The organism is Pseudomonas sp. RA_5y_Pfl1_P24 (assembly GCF_963970945.1).
In the GTDB taxonomy this organism is placed as follows: domain Bacteria; phylum Pseudomonadota; class Gammaproteobacteria; order Pseudomonadales; family Pseudomonadaceae; genus Aquipseudomonas; species Aquipseudomonas tritici.
Window position 1 is genome coordinate 1 of sequence record NZ_CAXAOJ010000012.1, and the last position, 23,300, is coordinate 23,300.

General features: G+C 60.2%; 22 protein-coding genes and 3 pseudogenes. 12 read left to right on the forward strand and 13 right to left on the reverse strand.

Features of this window, described 5'->3' with window-relative positions:
- Positions 1–1,783 (reverse strand): DUF6531 domain-containing protein (locus AACY30_RS20170; protein WP_339541011.1); only part of this gene is annotated, 1,783 nt, incomplete at its 3' end.
- Between the two features lie 253 nt (positions 1,784–2,036).
- On the opposite strand from AACY30_RS20170, the gene AACY30_RS20175 reads away from it, so the two are divergent.
- Positions 2,037–4,538 carry a TonB-dependent siderophore receptor gene (locus tag AACY30_RS20175; RefSeq protein WP_339541012.1) on the forward strand — a complete coding sequence of 834 codons (2,502 nt, stop codon included), beginning with the start codon at positions 2,037–2,039 and terminating at the stop codon, positions 4,536–4,538.
- 90 nt (positions 4,539–4,628) lie between these two features.
- Positions 4,629–4,958 (forward strand): hypothetical protein, encoded by a 330-nt coding sequence (locus AACY30_RS20180; protein WP_339470776.1) that lies wholly within the window; start codon positions 4,629–4,631, stop codon positions 4,956–4,958.
- 4 nt (positions 4,959–4,962) lie between these two features.
- On the opposite strand, the gene AACY30_RS20185 is transcribed toward AACY30_RS20180, so the two are convergent.
- Positions 4,963–5,100 carry a hypothetical protein gene (locus tag AACY30_RS20185; RefSeq protein WP_445261447.1) on the reverse strand — a complete coding sequence of 46 codons (138 nt, stop codon included), beginning with the start codon at positions 5,098–5,100 and terminating at the stop codon, positions 4,963–4,965.
- A gap of 144 nt (positions 5,101–5,244) precedes the next feature.
- Here AACY30_RS20185 and AACY30_RS20190 point away from each other — a divergent pair, with 144 nt between their 5' ends.
- Complete coding sequence (locus AACY30_RS20190) at positions 5,245–5,691, forward strand: GNAT family N-acetyltransferase (RefSeq protein WP_339418314.1); 447 nt, start codon at positions 5,245–5,247, stop codon at positions 5,689–5,691.
- A 531-nt stretch (positions 5,692–6,222) separates the two neighbouring features.
- On the opposite strand, the gene AACY30_RS20195 is transcribed toward AACY30_RS20190, so the two are convergent.
- Positions 6,223–7,167: a sensor domain-containing diguanylate cyclase gene (locus tag AACY30_RS20195; protein ID WP_339470781.1), complete on the reverse strand. Its 945-nt coding sequence runs from the start codon at positions 7,165–7,167 to the stop codon at positions 6,223–6,225.
- Between the two features lie 140 nt (positions 7,168–7,307).
- On the opposite strand from AACY30_RS20195, the pseudogene AACY30_RS20200 reads away from it, so the two are divergent.
- Positions 7,308–7,442 (forward strand): annotated as a pseudogene (locus AACY30_RS20200) (DUF1652 domain-containing protein); the annotation flags it as partial.
- On the opposite strand, the gene AACY30_RS20205 reads toward AACY30_RS20200, so the two are convergent.
- Positions 7,439–7,579, reverse strand: coding sequence for a hypothetical protein (locus AACY30_RS20205; protein WP_167345841.1), 141 nt, complete (start codon positions 7,577–7,579; stop codon positions 7,439–7,441). The pseudogene AACY30_RS20200 and the gene AACY30_RS20205 overlap by 4 nt on opposite strands.
- Before the next feature lie 213 nt (positions 7,580–7,792).
- Between AACY30_RS20205 and AACY30_RS20210 the strand changes: the two genes are divergently transcribed.
- Genes AACY30_RS20210 through AACY30_RS20225 form a run of 4 tightly spaced genes read left to right on the forward strand, consistent with a single transcriptional unit; the run spans position 7,793 to position 9,604 of the window.
- Positions 7,793–8,104 carry a YXWGXW repeat-containing protein gene (locus AACY30_RS20210; protein WP_339470783.1) on the forward strand — a complete coding sequence of 104 codons (312 nt, stop codon included), beginning with the start codon at positions 7,793–7,795 and terminating at the stop codon, positions 8,102–8,104.
- Positions 8,105–8,133: 29 nt separating this feature from the next.
- Positions 8,134–8,712 (forward strand): RNA polymerase sigma factor, encoded by a 579-nt coding sequence (locus tag AACY30_RS20215; RefSeq protein ID WP_339541013.1) that lies wholly within the window; start codon positions 8,134–8,136, stop codon positions 8,710–8,712.
- Positions 8,709–9,140, forward strand: coding sequence for a hypothetical protein (locus tag AACY30_RS20220; RefSeq protein ID WP_339470786.1), 432 nt, complete (start codon positions 8,709–8,711; stop codon positions 9,138–9,140). The genes AACY30_RS20215 and AACY30_RS20220 overlap by 4 nt, the downstream gene beginning before the upstream one ends.
- Entirely contained in the window at positions 9,137–9,604 is a 468-nt protein-coding gene (locus AACY30_RS20225; protein ID WP_339541014.1) for a periplasmic heavy metal sensor, read from the forward strand. Before AACY30_RS20220 ends, AACY30_RS20225 begins: the two co-directional genes overlap by 4 nt.
- Before the next feature lie 315 nt (positions 9,605–9,919).
- Here the strand turns inward: AACY30_RS20225 and AACY30_RS20230 are convergent, their stop codons facing one another.
- Positions 9,920–10,282 (reverse strand): NUDIX hydrolase, encoded by a 363-nt coding sequence (locus AACY30_RS20230; RefSeq protein ID WP_339541015.1) that lies wholly within the window; start codon positions 10,280–10,282, stop codon positions 9,920–9,922.
- A gap of 125 nt (positions 10,283–10,407) precedes the next feature.
- Between AACY30_RS20230 and AACY30_RS20235 the strand changes: the two genes are divergently transcribed.
- Positions 10,408–11,388, forward strand: coding sequence for a Gfo/Idh/MocA family protein (locus AACY30_RS20235; protein WP_339541016.1), 981 nt, complete (start codon positions 10,408–10,410; stop codon positions 11,386–11,388).
- A gap of 36 nt (positions 11,389–11,424) precedes the next feature.
- Positions 11,425–12,054 carry a ribonuclease T2 gene (locus AACY30_RS20240; protein WP_339541017.1) on the forward strand — a complete coding sequence of 210 codons (630 nt, stop codon included), beginning with the start codon at positions 11,425–11,427 and terminating at the stop codon, positions 12,052–12,054.
- Here the strand turns inward: AACY30_RS20240 and AACY30_RS20245 are convergent.
- Positions 12,051–12,146 (reverse strand): annotated as a pseudogene (locus AACY30_RS20245) (transcriptional regulator); the annotation flags it as partial. The gene AACY30_RS20240 and the pseudogene AACY30_RS20245 sit on opposite strands and share 4 nt — an antisense overlap.
- A gap of 112 nt (positions 12,147–12,258) precedes the next feature.
- On the opposite strand from AACY30_RS20245, the pseudogene AACY30_RS20250 reads away from it, so the two are divergent.
- Positions 12,259–12,429, forward strand: a pseudogene (locus AACY30_RS20250) (thioredoxin reductase); the annotation flags it as partial.
- A 352-nt stretch (positions 12,430–12,781) separates the two neighbouring features.
- Positions 12,782–13,369, forward strand: coding sequence for a LysE family translocator (locus AACY30_RS20255; RefSeq protein ID WP_339541018.1), 588 nt, complete (start codon positions 12,782–12,784; stop codon positions 13,367–13,369).
- Here the strand turns inward: AACY30_RS20255 and AACY30_RS20260 are convergent.
- The 7 genes from AACY30_RS20260 to AACY30_RS20290 all read right to left on the reverse strand — a co-directional run bounded on the left by AACY30_RS20260 (position 13,311) and on the right by AACY30_RS20290 (position 23,294).
- Positions 13,311–14,204, reverse strand: a complete 894-nt coding sequence (locus tag AACY30_RS20260; protein WP_339541019.1) for an AraC family transcriptional regulator — start codon at positions 14,202–14,204, stop codon at positions 13,311–13,313. The two genes, AACY30_RS20255 and AACY30_RS20260, sit on opposite strands and share 59 nt — an antisense overlap.
- Before the next feature lie 74 nt (positions 14,205–14,278).
- Entirely contained in the window at positions 14,279–15,880 is a 1,602-nt protein-coding gene (locus AACY30_RS20265; protein WP_339418321.1) for an ABC transporter ATP-binding protein, read from the reverse strand.
- Between the two features lies 1 nt (position 15,881).
- A complete protein-coding gene (locus AACY30_RS20270; RefSeq protein WP_339470796.1) occupies positions 15,882–16,901 on the reverse strand; it encodes an ABC transporter permease in 1,020 nt (339 codons plus the stop codon).
- Position 16,902: 1 nt separating this feature from the next.
- Entirely contained in the window at positions 16,903–17,979 is a 1,077-nt protein-coding gene (locus tag AACY30_RS20275; protein ID WP_339470797.1) for a microcin C ABC transporter permease YejB, read from the reverse strand.
- A complete protein-coding gene (locus tag AACY30_RS20280; RefSeq protein WP_339470799.1) occupies positions 17,980–19,824 on the reverse strand; it encodes an extracellular solute-binding protein in 1,845 nt (614 codons plus the stop codon). It lies immediately after the preceding gene.
- Positions 19,821–21,650, reverse strand: a complete 1,830-nt coding sequence (locus AACY30_RS20285; RefSeq protein ID WP_339541020.1) for an extracellular solute-binding protein — start codon at positions 21,648–21,650, stop codon at positions 19,821–19,823. Before AACY30_RS20285 ends, AACY30_RS20280 begins: the two co-directional genes overlap by 4 nt.
- A 234-nt stretch (positions 21,651–21,884) precedes the next feature.
- Entirely contained in the window at positions 21,885–23,294 is a 1,410-nt protein-coding gene (locus tag AACY30_RS20290) for a transglycosylase SLT domain-containing protein (RefSeq protein WP_339541021.1), read from the reverse strand.
- Between the last annotated feature and the right edge of the window lie 6 nt (positions 23,295–23,300).

Below are 23,300 nucleotides of genomic sequence, written 5' to 3' on the forward strand. Positions count from 1 at the left end.
TCGCTGAAACCAACCGACCGGCAGCGTCATAGGCGTAGGAAACAACCTTCTGCTCCGTCACCCAGACAAACGGACCGTCATCCACTGCCCGTTCAACTTGGTAATCCACCGCGACAATGCGGCCCGATGCATAGCGCAAAAAAAACGAGCGCCCGACGCCGTTGTCCAGCCGCTCGATCTGCCCGAGGTAGTTACGGAAAATGCGTAACCGGTTGTCATACGCATCGCTGATCGCTGTCAGCACACCGTCGCGAAAATGGTAGAAACGCGATGCCTGAGCCAGCACCAACTCATCAGGCAAAGACCCCAGGTAGATCGCCACTTCAGCCAAGCTATTGGTGATTGCTGGCCGAGAAACAGAAGGCAAGGGCAGGGTAGTCGACCGATTCTCATGATCCGTCCACACCACCGAGTCACCAGAAACAGCAAGCCGATGCGCCAGCGAATGACTCCAGCCAAACCCCAGCCCGCAATCCACTTCCACCGCACTGGTGCGGTACAACCGAGTCCACTCGAACGGCAAAATCCCATCGAGCGCACCATCGGTCAGCGTCAGCAATTCCTCCCCGGTGACCATCGACACCGGGCAGCCATTGGTCGCGGTCTTATCCGAAGCAGGCGTCGCATCTCCCGCCGGATTTTTCGAACCAGCAGGCACGTCATCTACATGCTCTGTCTGCTTCAATACCGCGTTTTGCCGGGCCTTCCAGCGCATCTGCATCGTGCCTTGCTTCAGCCCGCCAACCACCCCGCGAACGGCCACCGCCTTGTAGCGATCCATGGCCTGCATAAACTTCTTCAGAATCGCCAGAAGCCCCCTGACAAAGCTCACCGCCGCCTCGAGGATCTGCGCGCCATACTTGACCAACCGCAAGCTCAAATACGCCACGCCCGCCGCTGGCAATGCGATGGTCAACACCACGCCAATTACCAGATCAACCAGCAACGACACCACGAACCCAGCCGCCACCTCGGCCATTTCACCGGGCGGTAACGCGTCCAGCCAGATCATCGCCGTGCGCACCAACAGGAACAGCGCCGCCTCATCACTGGCCAGCAACATCGCCTGCTCCATGACCTTGGGGGCGTCGGTGGCGATTTGTGCCAACTTGTCGGCCTGATCACCCAGTTGCTCGACGAACTTCAGCGGGTCTTCAAGAATTGCCTGCACCAGCTTGATGCTGTCCCACACATCACGGAGCGCCGCCCAACTGCCCGCCAATAGGCCGCTGCCAATCGCGCTGGCAGTAGATCGCTCCCAATGCGGCTTAAACCCAGCCCACTGCGACCGAAGCCACTGCTCCAGATCCGCCATCAGCCCAGCGTAAGAGGCAAATAGCGCGTCTACCTGCTCCGCAGAAACGCCGCCCTGCACCCGCACCTGATACCGCCCGCCGGCGGCGCAGTGGTGTGAGCCTTTACCCTGTTCATCCAGCATGATCACGGTGGAGCTGCCGTCATCCAGCCCGACCACCTCCACCGGGATATCGCCGATCGGCACGTCATACACCGACTCGAACAGGCTCTCGATTTTCAGCTCGCCGCCCATCGGGCATTGGGCCACGGTCGCAAAGCCCGTATCTGCCATGCTCACCGACCGCTGCGAACCCCCGACCCGCAACACCCGATCCATCCCCAGCAACGACGGCATGTCCAACCCGTGGCTCACCGAATCCAGCGCACGCGAATACCAAGCGCCCATCTGCTGGCGATAAATCTCCACGCTCTGATGAAAGCCATCGAGCTCAAATTCGATAAGGCTGATGTGGGAAGCGTGGGTCATCCGTGACGGCTCGACAAAGGGCAAGGCGTCGGAGCATGCCGGAGCAAAAAGCGGCTGGATGAACGGTTGAGAAATTCAGAAAAGGCCCACTACAAAGGGGAAATAACCGCGCAATACCAACCCCAAGAGCTACACAAAAAAGCGATAAAACTGATTGCAGCAACCACTCTCAAATAAAAATCGCTCTCATCCTTGCCCGATTCCCCGACATGGCCGTCATGGTTAATAGAACCTCCCTTACGCAGGATTTCCCATGTCGCGCCTTGCTCGTCCCTTGCACCCACTGACCCTGTCAGTGGCGATGGCTTTTGCCGCCGTGCCGTTGCTGACTGCCCAAACCGTCTTCGCCGAAGAAAGCAGCAGCGCCGTGCGCGGTTTCTCGATTCCTGCCGGTGACCTGAGCCAGGCGCTCAATAGCCTGGCCGAGCAGGCGGGCCTGGTGTTGGCCTTCGATGCGAGCTTGACCCGGGGCAAGCGCAGCAAGGGGTTGAGCGGGCAATACGACACCGGAGTTGCGCTGAACCAACTGCTCGCTGGCAGCGGCCTGCAGGCGATGAAACTCTCCGCCGATCGCTACCGCCTGGAAGCTATCCCGGATAACGGCGCGGCCATGGAGCTGCAGGCCACCACCATCAGCGGTGCGTACCAAGCCGAAAGCCCGACCGGTCCGGTGTCGGGTTATGTGGCCACGCGCAGTTTGTCGGGCACCAAAACGGATACCGCGTTGATCGAAACCCCGCAGTCGATCTCCATCGTCACCAAAGACCAGATGCGTGCGCAAAACGCCGAGAGCCTTAACCAGATCCTGCGCTATAGCGCCGCTGTTATCCCGGAAACCCGTGGCGCCACCGCGTCGCGTCTGGATCAGTTGACCATTCGCGGTTTTGCCCCGGCCACTTACCTCGATGGCTTGCGCATGCCTTCGAGCCGTGACGCCTTGCCGCAAAAGGACGCGTTTGACCTGGAGCGCGTCGAAGTGCTGCGCGGCCCTGCGTCGGTGTTATATGGGCAGGGCACGCCGAGCGGGGTGATCAACATGGTCAGCAAGCGCCCGTTAGACGCGCCGTTTCATGAAGTGGGTGTGGAATACGGCACCTTCAACAAGAAGCGCACCACTTTTGACTTGAGCGGCCCGCTGGATGATCAGGGTGTGTATTCGTACCGCGTGGCCGGGCTTTTCGACGATGCCGATGGCCAGGTGGAACACACCGAGACGCGCCGTCAGTCATTGTCCAGCGCCTTTACCTGGCGCCCGGATGACGCCACGTCGTTGACCCTGCTCGGGCATTTCCAGAAGGACCCCAAAGGCGCGTCTTACGGCTCGGTGCCGGCCTGGGGCTCGGTGCTGCACAGCCCGACCGGGCGCAGCATCGATGTGGATCTCTACGATGGCGAAAAGAAGTTCGAGAAAAGCGACCGCGAGTATTACTCGATCGGCTGGGCGTTCGAGCATCATGTCGATGACGTGTGGACCGTGCGCCAGAATGCCCGTTACCTGCGCACCGAAGGCCAATACCGCAGCCTCTACAGCAACATCCTGTTATCGGATTACCGCACCATCCAGCGTTCGACCATTGCCAGTGATGTCGATATGGATGCCTACACCCTCGACAACCAGTTGCAGGCCAAATTTGAGACGGGGCCGTTGCAGCACACCTTGTTGATGGGGCTCGATTACCAGAACACCAGCACCGATACGCTGTCCGGCTCAGGCGTGTACAAGGCCGGACCTACCCTGGATATCTTTGATCCGGTCTACGGCGCGGCGGTCCCCGTGCCGGCCTATACCACCGACGGCACCTCGCGCAGCGAACAAACCGGCGTCTACCTGCAAGAGCAGATGAAGTGGGACAAGTGGGTATTGCTGCTGGGCGGTCGCTATGACTGGGCCAGCACCGATAACAGCACCCAGACCCTGCGCAGCGGCGCCAAGAGTAAATCTTCGTTGGACAGCAAGGCGTTTACTGGCCGTATCGGCCTGGTCTACCTGTTCGATAATGGCCTGGCACCGTATGCCAGCTACGCGGAGTCCTTCAACCCGCAATCGGGTACCGGGTATGGCGGCTCGGTGTTCAAGCCGACTGAAGGCAAGCAGTATGAAGTCGGCATCAAGTACCAGCCGCCGGGGAGCAACAGCTTTATTACGGCGGCGATCTTCGACCTGCGCCAGACCAACGTACTGACCACCGACCCGGACCCCACCCACCTGTGCGGCAGCGGGCGCTGCCAGAGCCAGGACGGCGAAGTGCAATCGCGTGGCTTTGAGCTGGAGGGCAAGGCTAGCCTCAACGATAATCTGGACATTACTGCGGCCTACGCCTATCTGGACAACCGCATCAGCCAGTCCAACAACACCGTGCGCTATTCGCCCATCGGCGATATCGGCGTAGGCCCGAACCTCGCCGCCGAAGGCACCACCACCTACGCCGTACCGCGCCACACTGCGTCGGCGTGGGCCGACTACACCTTCCACGATGGCCACCTCAAGGGCTTCGGCGCGGGTGCGGGCGCACGTTACATCGGCTCGTCCTGGGGCGATACCGCCAACACCCTGAAAGTGCCGGGCTACGCCTTGTTCGATGCGGCGGTGCACTACGACATCCCAAACCTCACCAGCCTTAAGGACAACCTGCGCCTGGCGCTCAACGCAACCAACCTGGCGAATAAAGAGTACGTCGCCTCCTGCTACTCCTACTCGTGGTGCTGGTATGGCTCGCAGCGGACCGTGCAGGCGAGCGCCACTTACCAGTGGTGATGGCACGCAATAAGGCAATTTAATGGCCCCTTTGTAACAAAATCCTCGCCAGAATCGCGTTTATTTTCAGGTGGTTAGGTGGGGATGCAAATGCGCACTGTTGGAATCATGCTGATCGCCTGCTCCCTGGCCGGCGGCGCAGCTGCCGTGCAGGCACGGGAGCTGCGCGAGGGTGACAAGTATATGTGCAGTTGGGGCGCAGGCACCGCCGCCAGGGCCCAGAAACTCAAGTTGTCGGGGGTGTCGCTGTACGCCGCGCGGCAGAAAATCCAAACCATCAAATTCAATAAATCCTGGATGCGCATGATGGCCATGGGCATCACTGAACAGACCTACGACAGCGGCTCACGGCTGAAACCCGAGGCGATTCGCCAGAGTTTCTATCAGGACTGTGTGCGCTACAAAGTTGCCCGCAAATAACCGCTTAGTGCGACGGCGCTGGGCTGGCATCTTCCTGGAAATACAGCACTGAACGCAGCAGGGGCGATACGCCCATGCCCTTGCGGGTAGCGGTAATCACTCGCGGGCCAAAGCTGCTTTCCAGGGCAGTGTTGAAACGCACGCTGGCCTGGACTATTTCGTCCCCGTGCTGCTCTCCTTATTCGCGAAAGCAGCATGACAAGTGCCTGCAGAGCGCTTTACAAATCCACGACATTCACTGTGTTTCTATTTGCATACAATTGCGTCCTCTATCAGGGGGGCCAGTATGCAAACGCTAATCCGCACGGCGACGCAGGACGATATCGACACGCTGTTCAGCATCCGCACGTCGGTGGTGCAGAACCATTTGAGTGTCGAACAGATGGCTGGGCTGGGCATCACGCCGCAGGTGTTGGCCGAGAGCATCGAGGCAGCGCCCTGCGTGTGGGTCGCTGAAGTGGATGGCCGGGCCGTCGCCTTTGCCATGGTCGACCTGGCCGAAGGCGAGGTATTTGCGATGTTCGTACGGCCCACTCACGAAAACCTGGGCCTGGGCCGTCAGCTGATGGCGGTCGCCGAAGCCGCGCTGTTTGAACACCATGACCGGCTGTATCTGATCACCGATGGCCGCGACGAAATACGCGCCAACGGTTTTTATCAGCGGCTCGGTTGGGTCGTGGTCGGTCAGGTTGACGGCGATGATGTGCGATACGAGAAGAGCAGGACGCAGTAGTCTAATGAACGCGCCCGAGCCGTCGTCTTCTAACAGCGTGCGCTACTTCGTGCTCGGAGTGCTTTGCGTTGCCGTATTGCTGGGGATTTATTTTGTCCAGCTCAACGCCCAGGTTGATCGCGCGAGGCAAGCCGCCAACGAGCGCTTGGCACTCTGTCGGCAGGTGGAAAGTATCGCGCGTTCACTACTGCCTAATAGCCTTGATACACGCGAGACATGTGAGCCGTTGAACGAGCGTATGTCGAAAAGTGTGACGCCGCCTTAATTCAATAACCCTTTTTTATAAGGGGGAATTTTGGCGGTATTTGCACCAAAAAGTGGCATTCATAGAGTCCGCCACCTTAAAAAATGTGTGGTTATTGAATGACTTACAGCGCTTTTAATCCGACGAAAGGATTAAAATAATCTTGTTACAGCTTTTTACAGTCGCTACTATAGCCGGGCGTTCACCTCCCACGGTTTATGCATTTTTAAATCCCAAGTTTCCATCAGCTACTTGGGATTTTTTTTGCCTGCAATTTGACCTCAACGTCAAACTTCACCTGTGGCGAACGCTGCACGCATCCGCCCATTGCGTTTGGCCTGGTACAACAACTTATCGACCTCTTCGACAAACCCCAGCATCGGGCTATCGGGTTTTACGATGTGTGTGCCGACGCCCAGGCTCAAGGTCAAAAGGTTCGATACCGGCGAAAAACCATGCTCGATCTGCCTTTGGCGAATCAGGTGCAGGCAGCGTTGCGCCACTTGCCTGGCCGACGCCGCATCGGTTTCCGGCAGTAACCACACAAATTCTTCGCCGCCGATGCGCGCAATGAAATCCCGTGGCCGGTTGGCGGCCTGTGACAGGGTGTGCGCGACTTGGCGCAGGCATTCGTCGCCCTTGATATGGCCATAGTGGTCGTTGTACTGCTTGAAAAAATCGATATCCAGGATGATCAGCGACAGTGGCAACTGACTGCGCTGGGCGCTGGCCCATTCCCGTTCCAGCACCGTGTCGAACATGCGTCGGTTGGCGATGCCGGTCAGTCCATCCTGGTAGGAATATTCCTCAAGTTGTTTTTGCAGGCGCACCAAGTGTTCTTCGGTCTTCTTACGCTCGCTGATATCGAACATAAAGCCGATCAGCGCGTCGACTTCACCGTCCTTGCGCACCACGTGCACCACGTCGCGAATCCACACGTAGTCGCCCTTCGTGGTCAGCGCCCGGTAATCCGCCTCGTGGTCGACCCCTGCGCGGGATTGCGACACGCAGAAATTCACCACGTATTCACGGTCGTCCGGGTGCATGCGCTCGATCCAATCGTCCACGCTGACCCAACTTTGCGGGCTCCAACCGAGCAAGGTCTCGATCTGCGGGCCGATATAACTGAAGGCCATGCTCTGCCAATCAATGCGCCAGGGGATGGCCTTGGTCGACTCCAATAATGTCTTGTACACATCGCTGTCGGGCTGGCTGGGAGGGTCGATGCTCATAGGGGCTTTGCTCAGAATGATGGCGAAAGGCCGAGAGCCTCTTGTGATCGACGCGTGGAGTCAAGTGCCCTCCGAAACAGCAGACGAGAGGTCGCAGGCAGGGTTTTTTGACGTCAGCGAATCGACATCTTCGAGCGGTTTCCGGCCGGGTCGACCTGCTGCTGACCGGCGTGTCCCCCGAGGGTTTGGACAGCATCCGCTCCATCTCAAACCTGATTGGCGAGTTGCGCACCGAGATCACGGCCGGGCGCCTTGGGTTTGCGGTGGTCGGCTAGCCGTTGACGGTGTGGGTCGGCGTATCGAGCGCGCCGTAATAGCGCCAGCAGCAATGGCGGTGCTCCGGCAGGATTACGCAGCCGCTGAGGCTGACGATCAGCAACGCGGCAACCAGCATGGAAAGTCGACGGTACATGGTGTGTCCTCTTGGGTGGATAGGCGTTAATCCTTCAACGCTGCCAGCGGCGTAAATCCGTCGCGAAGCTTTCAAACATTTCATCAAGCGCCGCCATCCCCCGGGCAATACTGCCTGCGCAAATAACCTGCACATTCTTCGACGGATTTTTTTGCACCCACCGTTCAACCCATCAGCAACCCGCACTTTCGCGCGTTGAATGAAGGAGTTGCCATGAGACCCCTGGCCAAATTGCGTGTTGCCTTGCTTGCTCCGCTGGCGCTCGCCGCGTTTGTCAGCACCCCCACGTTTGCCCAGACCGAAATCATCATCCGCCAGGCGCCGCCGCCGGAGCGCGTGGAAATGATCCCCGTGGAGCGCCCGGGTTACGTCTGGGACCGTGGACACTGGCGCTGGGAGGGACGCGGCTACGCTTGGAAGCCCGGCCACTGGCAGCCTGTGATGCGCAATGCGCGCTGGGAGCCTGGCCATTGGGAAGCCCACGGCCCCAATTGGTACTGGCGTGAGGGGCATTGGATCCGCTGAATCAGCCACCCGGACTGAGAGTTGCCCGATTGAAAGACACTGATCCGGACGTTGAACTGCTTGCACGCATCGGCAACAACGACCCCGCGGCCGTCAACGAAATGGTGACGCGCAAACTGCCGCGTCTGCTGGCGCTTGCCAGCCGGATCCTGGGGGATGCCGATGAAGCCAGGGACGTGGCCCAGGAAAGTTTCCTGCGCATCTGGCGCCAGGCGGCGAGTTGGCGCAGTGGCGAAGCGCGCTTCGACAGCTGGTTGCATCGGGTCGCGCTGAACCTTTGCCATGACCGCCTGCGCCGGCGCAAGGAGCGCCCTCTGAGCGACGCGCAAGCGCTGGAATTGGCCGACAGCGCACCGTCCTTGGATGAACAGTTGGAAACCGCCGACCGCAGCGAACGCATGGCCGCCGCCTTGGCGGCATTGCCCGAGCGCCAGCGCGAAGCCATTGTGTTGCAGTACTACCAGGAGCTGTCGAACATCGACGCCGCGGCCCTGATGAACATCAGCGTCGAGGCACTGGAGAGCCTGCTGTCGCGGGCCCGACGCCAGTTGCGCAGCAGCCTTGCCGACACACCCGGGCTTGGCCGCCCAGGAAGGGGAAAGACATGACACCCGAACGATTTGCGTATCTGGCCGACGCCTATGGGGCCGATTTAAAGCGCTGGCCTCTGGCGGAGCAAGGCGCAGCGCAGGCACTGCTTGAAAGTGCTCATCCCAGTGCCCGCGCGGCCTTGGAGGAGGCCGGTTGGCTCGACGCCCAGCTGAACAGCTATCAACTGGCGCTTACCGACCCGGCACTGGCGAGGCAGATCCGCCAGTTCGCGCCGCGCCGCAGGTCGTTCTGGTCGCGCTACGCCAACTGGTTGTCGCCTGTGGGCCTGGTGGGCGTGAGCATTGCCGGCATTGTTACCGGGATGCTGGTTGCGTCGATGAGCGTGCCGCTGCCGATGTTGTCATCCGAAGTGTTGCCCAGTGTCTTCGATCAGGGCGATGCGCAAGTCATCTTTACCGTCAACGCCGAGGACACCGAGCAATGACCGCTAAATCCCTGAAACCGTGGTTGTTTGTCTCGGTATTGCTCAATGTATTTTTGATCGGCGGCGTGGGCGGAGGCCTCTACCATTGGAGGGTCAACGCCAAGCCCGCCGTAGCGATGGTCAGCCAGCACGGCCTGCGCCAGGCCATGGTCAACTTACCGCCGGAGCGGCGCAGGGAGTTGCGTCAGCTGTTGCGCCGTAACAGCGCTGACAGCCAGCCGCTGGTCATGGCGGGCCGGGAGGCGCGGTTCGGGGTGATCAAGCAGTTGGAAGCGCCGACGTTGGACCGGGATGTGCTGGTGACTGAATTGGCCAAGGCGCGTGAGGCGGATATGGCGCTGCGGGCGCTGGTGGATACGACATTGGCGCAGTTTGCCAGTACATTGCCTCGGGAGGAGCGGCAGACGTTGGTGGAGGCGTTGTATGTGCGTGGGCAGATGGCCGGGAAAAAACCTCGGTCTTGAGCATTAAACTTGCTTCCTTTAGAGGTTCGCGGTTATTACCTGGGCGGCGTGGCCACTCTCTAAAAACCTGATTCGCAAGGACCGCTCAATGATTGACCTCCAGGTACTGCAACAACTGGCCCCCAACGGCGTGCTGCGCAAACCAGGCTTACCGAGCAATGGCGGCTGGTAGAGGACTTCATGACCATCCGCCAGGCCATGGCAGTACCGATTGCGCACGCAGCCGCTGCCGCGTTCGTCAGATCCTTTGTCGAACGGCAGAAAGAGAATGGTTTGGTGAAGCGAGGATTGGTCGCCAGCGGGCAGAGCGCTGAACTACAGGCGACGTAGGAAGGATTTAACGATGTGTCGGGTAGCGTCGGTGGTGTCGAGTTCTTCCATCGCGCCATAGGGATACCACTGGCAATCGATTATTTCGTTGCAAGGTTTTGCATCGGCAATGTTCACAACGGACGCTTCGAAAACGTGGTGAACGGTGTCGCGGGCTTTCAGCTCTTGCAAGTAGAGCAAGCCGTCCACGTTCAACCCGGTTTCTTCTTGCAGCTCGCGTTCGGCGGCGCCGACCGGGCGCTCGTTGCGTTCTACCTTGCCGCCCGGCAAGGCCCATTTTGACCTGGCCTTACGCACGAAGAGGATATGCCCCTCGTGTTCGCAGATGACCGTTGCGCGTATTTTCATCGTTTAGCCCCGCAGCGGAATGAGTGTCATAAAATTGTAATTCAATTGTCATGCTAAGTGGTTATAGCGCTGACGTGTGGGGATGTGGATACTGCCCGATTGATCAAAACGGACGAGGAGAGCAGATGAGCACCGTACGCTGGGGCATGATCGGCTGTGGCAGTGTCACTGAATTGAAGAGTGGACCGGCTTTCTACAAAGCGCCAGGTTCTGCGCTGGTGGCCGTGATGGGGCGCCGTGAAACTGTTGTGCGTGATTATGCGGCACGCCACGGTATCGCGCGCTTCTATACCGACGCCCAGGCACTGATCAACGACCCCGACGTTGACGCGGTGTACATCGCCACGCCGCCCGACAGCCACCTTGAATACAGCCTGATGGTGGCCGCAGCCGGCAAACATTGCTGCGTCGAGAAGCCCATGTCGCTGAATGCCGAGCAGAGCGCGTTGATGCAGCGCACGTTCGAGCGTGCCGGGCTGCATCTGTTTGTTTCTTACTACCGCCGCTCGCTGCCGCGCTTCCAGCAAGTGCGTGACTGGCTGCTGGACGGGCGCATCGGTGAGCTGCGTCACCTGACCTGGACCTTGTGCAAACCTGCGGGAGTCGACGACGCCAGCGCCGCTAACTGGCGTACCGACCCGACGATTGCCGGTGGCGGCTATTTCGCCGACTTGGCCAGCCATGGCTTCGACCTGTTCCAGTACCTGGCCGGGGACATCATCGAAGTCTCGGGCTTCACCGCGCGCCAGGCCGGGCGCTATGCGGCCGAGGATGCAGTGACGGCGTGCTGGACGTTCAGCTCCGGCGCGTTGGGTATGGGCTGCTGGAGCTTCGTCGCGGACCGGCGTGAAGATGTGGTCGAGATGATCGGCAGTCGTGGGCGCATCCGGTTCTCGGTGTTCGAGGACCAGCCCCTGCACCTTGAGGGCGAGACCCATGAGGTGCTGGAAGTACCCTGTCACGCGCATATCCAGTGGCATCACGTATTGGCCATGAATGCGCATATCCGTGGCGAAGCCGAGCATCCGTCATTGGCCATCGAAGCGTTGAAGACCGATCGGATCCTGGACAAGGTGCTACAACGTAACCCCCATCATCCTGGGTAGTCGCGATAGGGTTTTCTTTTTCCAAGGAACAGACCAATGAAATACTGGATGATGGTGTGGCTGGTACTCGCCACAAGTGCAGTGGCGGCCCCGCGTAGCCAAGGCACGCCTGGAGAGTTTGATTTCTATGTGCTGTCGTTGTCATGGTCGCCAACCTTCTGCCTCACGCACCCGGCCAATGAACAGTGTTCGGGCAAGGGCTACGGCTTTGTGCTGCATGGCTTATGGCCGCAGTACGCACGGGGTGGGTGGCCGGCTTCGTGCTCAGCGCGATCGCAGTTGAGTCGCGAAGAAATCGAAAAAGGTGCTGCATTGTTCCCGACCCGTTCACTGCTTCGGCACGAATGGGCCAAGCATGGCACCTGCAGCGGGCTGGAGCCACTGGCGTATCTGGAAAAAACCGACGAGGCGCTGGGTGTGGTGAACATTGCGCAGCAACTGCAGCCGTTCAATACGCCGCCGTCGTTACAAGCCCGTGAGATCGAGGCGTTGTTTCGTGAGAGCAACCCGCGCATGGGCAGCCATGGGCTGGCGGTGATCTGCAAAGGCAACGTGTTATCGGAAGTGCGCGTGTGCCTGACCAAGGACCTGGCCTTCGCCGGCTGCCCGCGCAGCGTCAAAACCCAGTGCCGCGACGGCGATATCCGCATTCCCGCCCAGCGCTAGGGCATCATCGCGACGCGATAGCGCTCGTCAAAATCCTCGGCCAACTGCGCCAGCGTGACCTCTACCAGACGTTCCAGCAGCAACGTCCGAGCGTGCGCCGCACCACCCCCCGGCGTGGTCGACGACTTGCCTGACATCGAAGGCCTCGAAGAGCGTAGGGTCAGCGTCTAACACGGCGCTGTACGGCGCATCCGCGGTGAGCGGGTCGATGGCCCGGCCGGCCGTTATCTGCACACCAATGAAATGCGCCAGACTTCCGTGCCCGGTGTGTTTGCTGGTGGTGATGTCTCCCTTGCCGCCGGTTCCGTCGCGCTGGCCGTGGCCGAGGGCGTGCGTGCCGGCGTGGGCGCGCACTTCTCGTTGATCGACGGTTGAGGCGCCCAGACGGCACTGGCTTGATGGCGAAAGTAAGGAACCGGACATCCTGCGTCGCTTGGAACAACTCAGCCCACGACTTTTCGCAAGAACCCCTTGTCGCAACAGTGGTGGGTGGTACGCGACGAGCCAGGCTCCAGGGTGTCACTGTGCTTCGCGCCCCATGCCGATTGCGCGCTGCCCCTGGACCCCAGCCTTGGTTCGACGCCTACTGCCGCGCCGGGCACGTGAAAGCCCGGAATTGGGAGTTGTTTGTCAAATAAGCCTGCGGAGGGCATTTTCTTCAATACCGCCGCCGTTTTGCCCTTTACCGTGAAGCCATCTGCACCCATCACCCTAAAAGGGACCCCCCATGAGCTTGATCATTTCCATGGCTGCCTTCGCCCTGGCGACCTCCATCACACCGGGGCCGGTGAATGTCGTCGCGCTCAGTACAGGCGCGCGCTTCGGTTTTGCCGCCAGCCAGAAACACGTGCTCGGCGCCGCCGTGGGCTTTACGTTGCTGTTGGTGTTGATTGGCCTCGGCTTGCATCAAGTGCTGCTGCGCTGGCCGATCCTGACCCAGTTGATCCAGTGGGGTGGGGTGGCGTTTTTGCTGTACATGGCCTGGAAACTGGCGGTGGACAACGGCCGGCTGGACGCCGACCGCACGGCCATTGCGCCGTCGATGCTCTATGGCGCGATCATGCAGTGGCTCAATCCCAAGGCCTGGCTGGCCTGCGTGGCGGGGATGGGGTTGTTTGTGGCGGATGGCGATACCGCACAGGTCTGGCTGTTTGCGGCGATTTATCTGGTGATCTGTTACCTGTCGGTCGCTTGCTGGGCCTACGCCGGCACGTTCCTGCGCCGCTACCTCAGCAACCCCCAGGGCGTGCGGCTGTTCAACCGCTCAATGGCCGCGTTGCTGGTGGCCAGTGTGGGTTATTTGCTGATGGCGTGAGCCGGTCGCGGTATTGCCCCGGCGTGGCGGCGAAATGCTGTTTGAACGTGCGCTGGAAATGCGCCTGGTCGGCAAAACCTGCGGCCTGGGCCACATCGGCGATCAACTCGCCCTGACGCAATTGCGTCCGGGCAAACTGGATGCGCTGGTTGACCAGGAATGCATGGGGCGTCAGCCCGTAATACTGCTTGAAGGCGCGGATCAGGTAAGACGGCGACAACTCGGCCGCCGCGCAGATATCTTCCAGTTTCAACGCCTGGGTGCAGTGGACGCGGATGTATTCGGCAGCGCGCTCCAGCTTGTGGTTGACCTCGCGTACCGGGGTGTCGGAGGGGTTGAGGCGTTGTTGCACCTCAGTGAAGTAACTCACCAGCGCACTCTGTTTTTGCAGGTGTTCAGCTTGTTCGTCCACCAGTATTCGATACAACGCCAGCAGGCCGTTGTACAGCAGCGTGTCCCGAGTGTAAGGCGTGTCGAAGGGCCGGTAACCCTGGTCCGTGCTGAAACCCAACTGGTGCTGCAAGTCGGCCAGCCACGGCGTGTCGAGGTACAGCATCTGGTAGGACCACGGTTCATTCTCGATGGGATTGCACGCGTGAACGTCGCCGGGGTTCATCAACACCACGGTGCCCGCGCTGATCTCAAAGGTTTGCGCGCCGTAGTGGTAGTAGCTGCGCCCCGTCGTCACTGCGCCAATCGAAAAATGCTCGTGCGCGTGCCGGGTGTAGGTCACCTTGCGCCCATCATCGATGGTACGTGCTTCAATGAACGGCAAGCGCTCATCACGCCAAAAGCGTGGTGCGTGTGCGGGTTGCGCGGTGTTGTTCAACGACATGGCGGTGGTTCCATCCCTTTAGAGACCGGGGGACGATCATTGCACAGACCGCCAGGGTCGTCAGCCTGTGTACGTCAGGCGGGTACGAGGAAGGCTGCCTCCAGCAGTTGCCGCGTGTAAGCATGCTGCGGATCAGCAAAAATCGCCCGTGCATCGCCTTGCTCTACCACCTGCCCGTGCTTAACCACCATCAGTTGGTGACTCAACGCCTTCACCACCGCCAAATCATGGCTGATAAACAAGTAAGTCAGGTTGTACTTGGCCTGCAAACTGCGCAGCAGTTCCACTACTTGGCGTTGCACCGTGCGGTCCAGCGCGGAGGTGGGTTCGTCAAGCAGGATCAGGCGAGGCTTGAGCACCAGCGCGCGGGCGATGGCGATGCGCTGGCGCTGGCCGCCGGAGAACTCGTGGGGGTAGCGGTGCCGGGAATCCGGGTCGAGGCCCACTTCCTTGAGCGCCGCGATGATCGCCGCTTCCTGCTCGGCGGCTGTGCCCATCTTGTGGATGCGCAGGCCTTCGCCGACGATCTCGCTGACGCACATGCGCGGGCTCAGGCTGCCGAACGGGTCCTGGAACACCACCTGCATTTCCCGGCGCAACGGGCGCACCTGTTGCTGGGTCAGCGTGTCCAGTTGCTGGCCTTCGAAGCGAATCCCGCCCTTGCTGGCGATCAACCGCAGAATCGCCAGGCCCAAGGTGGATTTGCCCGAGCCGCTTTCGCCGACGATGCCCAGGGTTTGCCCCTGAGGCAGGCTGAAGTTAATGCCGTCCACCGCCTTGACGTAATCGACGGTGTTGCGCAAAAAGCCCTTCTTGATCGGGAACCACACTTTCAGGTCATCCACCTCCAGCAACGGGGGGCCGACTTCATTGGTCGCCGGCCCGCCGCTGGGTTCAGCCGCGAGCAGTTCCTGGGTGTACGGATGCTGAGGTGATTGGAACAGTGTCTCGCAATCGGCCTGCTCAACGATGCAGCCCTTTTGCATCACGCACACGCGATGGGCGATACGCCGCACCAGGTTCAAGTCATGGCTGATCAGCAACAGCGCCATGCCCAGGCGTGCCTGCAACGCTTCGAGCAATTCGAGGATCTTCAACTGCACCGTGACGTCGAGGGCGGTGGTCGGTTCGTCCGCGATCAGCAACTCCGGCTCATTGGCCAGCGCCATGGCAATCATCACCCGCTGGCGCTGGCCGCCAGACAGTTCGTGGGGCAGGGCCTTGAGGCGCTTGTGCGGTTCGGGAATGCCCACCAGCTCCAGCAGTTCCAGGGTGCGCAGGGTGGCGGCTTTGCCGGTGAGTCCCTTATGCAGGCCGAGCACTTCGTTGATCTGCTTTTCGATGTTGTGCAGGGGGTTCAACGAGGTCATTGGCTCCTGGAAGATCATCGCAATGCGGTTGCCGCGAATGTGCCGCAGGCTTTTTTCCTGGAGCGTCAGCAGGTCTTGCCCGGCGTAGTTGATGGTGCCGGATGGGTGCCGCGCCAGCGGGTAGGGCAGCAGGCGCAGGATCGAGTGGGCGGTCACCGATTTGCCCGAGCCGCTTTCGCCGACCAAGGCCAGGGTTTCGCCGCGCTTGATATCAAAGCTGACGTTGTTCACCACGCGGTGGTGATGTTCGCCCGTGACGAACTCGACAGAGAGGTCGCGGATTTCGATCAGATTGTCCTGATTCATCTCATTTCCTCGGGTCGAAGGCATCGCGAGCGGACTCGCCGATAAACACCAGCAAACTCAACATGATCGCCAGCACGGCAAAGGCACTCATGCCCAGCCACGGCGCTTGCAGGTTGGATTTGCCCTGAGCCACCAGTTCACCCAACGACGGCGAACCGGCGGGCAAGCCAAAGCCAAGGAAGTCCAGCGCGGTGAGGGTGCCGATGGCGCCGGTAAGAATGAACGGCATGAAGGTCATGGTCGACACCATGGCGTTGGGCAGGATATGCCGGAACATGATCGCGCCGTTCTGCATGCCCAAGGCCCTGGCCGCGCGCACGTATTCCAGGTTGCGTCCGCGCAGGAACTCCGCGCGCACCACGTCCACCAGGCTCATCCAGGAAAACAGCAGCATGATCCCCAGCAACCACCAGAAGTTGGGCTGCACGAAACTGGCGAGGATGATCAACAGGTACAGCACCGGCAACCCGGACCAGATCTCCAGGAAACGTTGCCCGGCCAGGTCGACCCAGCCGCCGTAGAAGCCCTGCAACGCGCCGGCGATCACGCCGATGATTGAGCTGAGCACGGTGAGTGTCAGGGCAAACAGCACCGACACACGAAAGCCGTAGATCACCCGCGCCAACACGTCGCGGCCCTGGTCGTCGGTGCCGAGCAGGTTGACGCTAGAGGGGGGCGCCGGAGCTGGCACTTTTAGGTCGTAGTTGATGCTCTGGTAGCTGAATGGGATCGGTGCCCACAAGGTCCAGGCATCCTTGGCGTTGAGCAGTCCCTGGATGTATGGGCTCTTATAGTTGGCCTCTAGCGGGAATTCACCGCCGAACGCAGTTTCCGGGTAACGCTTGAGCGCCGGGAAGTACCAGCCGCCGTCATAGTGCACGGCCAGCGGCTTGTCGTTGGCAATCAGCTCCGCGCCCAGGCTCAGCACGAACAGCACCAGGAACAGCCACAGCGACCACCAGCCACGCTTGTTGGCCTTGAACCGCTCATACCGGCGGCGATTGAGGGGGGACAGGTTCATCTCAATGCTCCCGGCTGGCAAAGTCGATACGCGGATCGACCAGGGTGTAGGTGAGGTCGCCGATCAGTTTTACGATCAGCCCCAGCAAGGTGAAGATAAACAGCGTGCCGAACACCACCGGGTAGTCGCGGTTGATCGCGGCTTCAAAGCTCATCAGACCCAGGCCGTCGAGGGAGAAGATCACCTCCACCAACAGCGAACCGGTAAAGAAAATACCGATAAACGCCGATGGGAAGCCGGCGATCACCAGCAACATTGCGTTGCGGAATACATGGCCGTAGAGCACGCGGTGGTTGGTCAGGCCCTTGGCTTTGGCGGTGACCACGTACTGCTTGTTGATCTCGTCGAGGAAGCTGTTCTTGGTCAACAGGGTCATGGTGGCGAAGTTGCCGATCACCAACGCTGTGATCGGCAACGCCAGGTGCCAGAAGTAATCGATGATCTTGCCGCCCCAGCTCAGCTCGTCAAAGTCGTTCGACGTAAGCCCGCGCAAGGGGAACCAGTTGAAATAACTGCCCCCGGCAAACACCACGATCAACAGGATCGCAAACAGGAACGCCGGGATTGCGTAGCCAACGATGATTGCCGAACTGGTCCACACGTCGAAATGGCTGCCATGCCGCGTGGCCTTGGCGATCCCCAGGGGGATCGACACCAGGTACATGATCAGCGTGCTCCACAACCCAAGGGAAATCGACACTGGCATCTTTTCCTTGATCAGGTCGATGACCTTGGCGTCACGGAAGAAGCTGTCGCCAAAATCCAGCGTGGCGTAGTTCTTGACCATGATCCACAAGCGTTCCGGCGCCGATTTGTCGAAGCCGTACATCTTTTCGATTTCCTTGATCAGCGCCGGGTCCAGGCCCTGCGCGCCGCGGTAGCTGTTGGAGCCGGCCACCGAGACCTCGGCGCCGCCACCGGCAATGCGGCTGGTGGCGCCTTCAAAGCCTTCAAGCTTGGCGATCATCTGTTCCACCGGCCCACCGGGAGCGGCCTGGATGATGACGAAGTTGATCAGCAGAATTCCGAACAGCGTGGGGATGATCAGCAACAGGCGACGAAGAATATAGGCCAGCATTTAATCGCCTCCGCTCGCCGAATCGGCGCTCGTGTTTGTGCTTGTGTCTAGGGTGACAGCCGGTTTGACATCGGGTTTTTCCCACCAGGTGGCGGTGCCGACGTCGTAGCGAGGCGCGACTTTGGGGTGACCCAGATGGTCCCAGTACGCCACGCGGAAGGTCTTGATGTGCCAGTTGGGAATCACGTAGTAGCCGAACTGCAGTACGCGGTCCAGGGCCTTGGCATGGGCCACCAGGCTTTTGCGCGAGTCGGCGTCGATCAGCTCTTCCACCAATTGGTCGACAGCCGGGTCCTTGAGGCCCATGTAGTTACGGCTGCCGGGTTTGTCGGCGCTTGAAGACTTCCAGAATTCCCGTTGTTCGTTACCCGGCGAGGTGGATTGCGGAAAGCTGCCCACCAGCATGTCGAAGTCCCGCGAGCGAATGCGGTTGACGAATTGCGAGACGTCAACCCGGCGGATCACCAGTTCAATGCCCAGGTCGGCCAGGTTGCGCTTGAACGGCAGCAGGATACGTTCGAACTCGGTCTGCGCGAGCAGGAACTCGATGGTCACCGGTTTGCCGGTGGTGTCGACCATCTTGTCATCGACAATGCGCCAGCCGGCCTCCTGCAACAGTTGATAGGCTTCGCGCTGCTGTTTACGGATCATCCCGCTGCCGTCGGTTTTGGCCGGCTCAAACGCCTGGGTGAAAACTTCGGGCGGGATCTTATCGCGCAGGGGCTCGAGGATTTTCAGCTCATCCGGGCCGGGCAGGCCGGTGGCCGCCATCTCCGAGTTTTCAAAGTAGCTGCGGGTGCGCGTGTAGGCGCCGTTGAACAGCTGCTTGTTGCTCCACTCGAAATCCAGCAGCAGGCTGATGGCCTTGCGCACGCGCACGTCCTGGAACATCGGCTTGCGCATGTTGAACACAAACCCTTGCATGCCGGTAGGGTTGCCGTTGGGGATCTCTTCCTTGATCAAACGGCCTTCTTTGACTGCCGGTGTGTTGTAGGCGTTGGCCCAGTTCTTCGCGCTGAATTCCAGCCAGTAGTCGAACTGCCCGGCCTTCAAGGCCTCCAGGGACACGGTGCTGTCGCGGTAGTAGTCGGTGATGCGGTTATCGAAGTTGTAGAAACCTTTGGCGACCGGCAGGTCCTTGGCCCAGTAGTCCTTGACCCGCTCGTAGCGGATCATACGCCCGGCCTTGACCTCGGCCACTTTGTACGGCCCGCTGCCCAGTGGTACCTCGAGGTTGCCCTTGGCAAAGTCGCGGGTCGCCCACCAATGCTTGGGCAATACCGGCAATTGCCCGAGGATCAGCGGCAGTTCGCGGTTGTTGGTGCGCTTGAACTTGAACAACACCTTCAGTGGGGCTTCGGCGATCACTTCGTCGACGTCGGCGTAATAGGTGCGGTAGATCGGCGAGCCGTCCTTGATCAACTCCTGAAAGGTAAACACCACGTCTTCGGCGCGGATCGGGTGGCCGTCGTGGAAGCGCGCCTCGGGACGCAGGTAGAAGCGCACCCAGCTGTTGTCCGGGGCTTTTTCGATCTTGCCGGCGACCAGTCCGTATTCGGTGATTGGCTCATCCAGGCTTTGCATGGCCAGGGTGTCGTAGATCAGGCCCAGGTTGTCGGCCGGCACGCCCTTGCTGATGTAGGGGTTGAGGCTGTCGAAACCGCCCATGGCCGACTCGCGGAACGTGCCGCCCTTGGGCGCTTGCGGGTTGACGTAGTCGAAGTGCTTGAAGTCGGCGGGGTACTTCGGCGGTTCGTTGTAAAGCGTCAGTGCGTGTTGCGGAGCGGCATGGGCTGCGGTGCACAGCAGCAGGCTGCCGAGCAGTGCGTTGCGCAAATACATCATTGGGCTTTCTCCGAAGCTTTCAGCCACCATGCGCTCAGGCCCAGGCTGTAGGGCGGCGTGGTGACAAAGGCGAACCGGTTGCGGTAGGCCAGGCGATGATAGTTGAGGTACCAATTGGGAATGCTGTAGTGCTGCCACAGCAACACACGGTCCAGGGCACGGCCGGCGGCCAGTTGCTCTTCGCGGGTCTGCGCCGCCAGCAGTTGTTCCAGCAGGTGATCGACAATCGGATTATTGATGCCGGCGTAATTCTTGCTGCCCTTGATCGCGGCCTGGCTGGAGTGGAAGTACTGCCACTGCTCAAGGCCCGGGCTCAGGGTCTGGTTGAGGGTGATCAGGATCATGTCGAAGTCGAATTGATCCAGGCGCTGCTTGTACTGTGCGCGGTCGACGGTGCGCAGGCGCGCGTCGATACCGATGCTGATCAGGTTCTCGACATAGGGCTGCAGGATGCGCTCAAGGTTCGGGTTGACCAACAGGATTTCGAAGCGCAGCGGTTGCCCATCCTTGTTCAGCAGGCGCTGACCCGATAGCTTCCAGCCGGCTTCACCGAGCAGGGTGAGCGCATGGCGCATCGTCTCGCGGGGGATGCCGCGACCATCGGTCTGCGGCAGGCTGAACGGCTGGGTAAGCAGGCTGGCCGGCAACTGCTCGCGGTACGGTGAGAGCATCAGCCACTCACGGCCGGTTGGAACACCGGTAGCGGCGAATTCGCTGTTGGGGTAGTAGCTCAATGTGCGCTTGTAGGCGTTGCTGAACAGGGTGCGGTTGGTCCATTCAAAGTCGAACATCAGCCCCAGTGCTTCGCGCACCTTGGTCTGGCTGAAGGTTGGCCGACGGGTGTTCATGAACAGGCCCTGGCTTTGCGTTGGGATCTGGTGGGCAATCTGCGCTTTGATCACATCGCCACGGTTCACCGCCGGGAAGTTGTAGCCATTGGCCCAGTTCTTGGCCTGGTGTTCGATATAGATATCAAACTCACCGGCCTTGAAGGCTTCGAACGCCACATCGCTGTCGCGATAGAACTCCACTTCGACCTTGTCGTAGTTATAGAAGCCCTGGTTGACCGGCAGGTCCTTGCCCCAGTAATCCTTGACCCGTTCGAACACCAGTTGCCGGCCTGGCGTGACTTTGCTGATGCGGTACGGCCCGCTGCCCAGCGGCGGCTCGAAGGTGGTGGCCTTGAAGTCGCGATTTTTCCAGTAGTGCTGGGGCAATATTGGCAACTCGCCCAGGCGCAGGATCAGCAGCGGGTTGCCGGCGCGCTTGAACACAAAGCGGATGCGGTGACGATTGAGGATGTCCACCCGCGCCACTTCCTGCAGGTTGGTGCGGTATTGCGGGTGGCCTTCGGTGAGCAGGGTGCGATAGGAAAACGCCACATCATAGGCGGTGATCGGCTTGCCATCGTGGAAGCGTGCTTCCGGGCGCAGGTTGAACACCACCCAACTGCGATCCTCGCCGTACTCCACCGACTGGGCGATCAGCCCGTAGCTGGAGGTGGGTTCGTCGCCGGAGGGCGCGTACTGGCCGGTACCGACCATCAATGGCTCGTTCAGCTCATTGACGCCGTATTGCAGGAAATTGGGGGTGGAAACCGGGCTGGAGCCCTTGAAGGTATAGGGGTTGAGCGTATCGAAGGTGCCAAAGGCCATCACCCGCAATGTGCCGCCTTTCGGCGCTGCAGGGTTTACCCAGTCGAAGTGGGTGAATTTGGCCGGGTACTTGAGCCTGCCGAACTGCGTATACCCGTGGCTCTCGGTAATTGTCGCGTTCGCACCAAAGCTCAAGGCCAGACTTATTAGTAGAAGGAGGGGACGCTTCAAGTCAGAGATCCGATCCAGGCGGCTTGGGCTTTATGATCGGTACAGTAACAGCTTGTTCCGGTTGGAAAAAGGCCGTTGGGAAGGCCCTTTGAGGGCTGGCGCGGTATTGAATGGTGTGAAGATCAAATGTGGGAGCTGGCTCTCATGCGATAGCATCACCTGGGTGTCATTGATACACCGCGGTGTCTGCATCGCAGGCAAGCCAGCTCCCACACAAGCCAGCTCTCATGCGGCTTATCTTGGCCCGGAAACCACCAGCATCTGCCCCGGTTTGAGCGCCTGGCCAGTGCGTGGGTTCCAACGCTTGAGATGTTGCATCTCGACGTTGAAGCGCTTGGCGACGATGTACAGCGAGTCGCCTTTCTTGACCTTGTACTGCACCGGCTTCTTGCGACTGGCTACCGCGCGGCGGGTGTCCTGCATCACCAGGGTCTGGCCGACCTTGAGGGCCTGGCCGTTGAGCTGGTTCCAACGTTGCAGGTCATGCACATTGACTTTGTTGGCCTTGGCAATCAGCGTCAGGTTGTCACCCTTACGCACTTTGTAGCTGCGGGTACGCCCGGTAACCCGTGCAGTCTCAACTTCGTGGAACACCTGTTTTTTGGGGCGCATCGCCAGTAGTTCTTCCGGCTTCATCGTCGAAAGGGTGCTGGTGAGCAGTTGCGCTTTGGAACTTGGCACCAGCAAATGCTGCGGGCCGTCCAAGGTGGTGCGTTGTTTCAGGGCCGGGTTGAGCTGGAACAATTCGTCTTCGTCGATCTCGGCCAGCGCGGCAACCCGTGACAGGTCCATGCTTTGCTTGACTTCAACCACTTTGAAGTACGGCGTGTTGGCAATCGGGTTAAGGTTGACGCCGTAGGCTTCCGGCGCCAGCACTACCTGGGACAGCGCCAGGAACTTGGGCACGTAGTCCTTGGTTTCCTGGGGCAGGGGCAAGTTCCAGTAGTCAGTCGGCAGGCCGAGCTTCTCGTTGCGCTCGATTGCCCGGCTCACCGTACCTTCGCCGGCGTTATAGGCAGCCAGGGCCAGCAACCAGTCACCGTTGAACATGTCGTGAAGGCGGGTCAGGTAGTCCAGGGCGGCGGTGGTGGAAGCGGTGATATCGCGGCGGCCATCGTAGGCGCGGGTCTGGCGCAGGTTGAAGTAGCGCCCGGTGGAGGGAATGAACTGCCACAGGCCGACCGCATTGCTGCGCGAGTAGGCCATTGGGTTATAGGCACTTTCAATCACTGGCAGCAGCGCCAGCTCCAGGGGCATGTTGCGTTCTTCAAGGCGTTCGACGATGTAATGAATGTAGAGGCTGCCGCGTTCGCCGGCGTTTTCCAGGAAGGAGGGGTTGCTGGCGAACCACAGGCGCTGTTGCTCGATGCGCGGGTTGACGCCTACGTCGTCCTGCAATTGAAAGCCACGTCGCATGCGTTCCCAGACGTCTTGTGGGACGTCGGGAGCCGGCTTCTCTGAAAGCCAGATGACGGGTTTCTGTTTGATCTTGGCGGTAAGGTTTGGCTTGGGTTGCACGGTGGGTTGTGCGGTGAAATTGTTTGATTGGCAGCCCGCCAGCGTGGCGGAAACAGCCACCGCCACAGCTTGAGCCAGGCGGGTCAATGCGTCTGAATGGTTGGATTTACGAATAGATGACGACATTGGCTG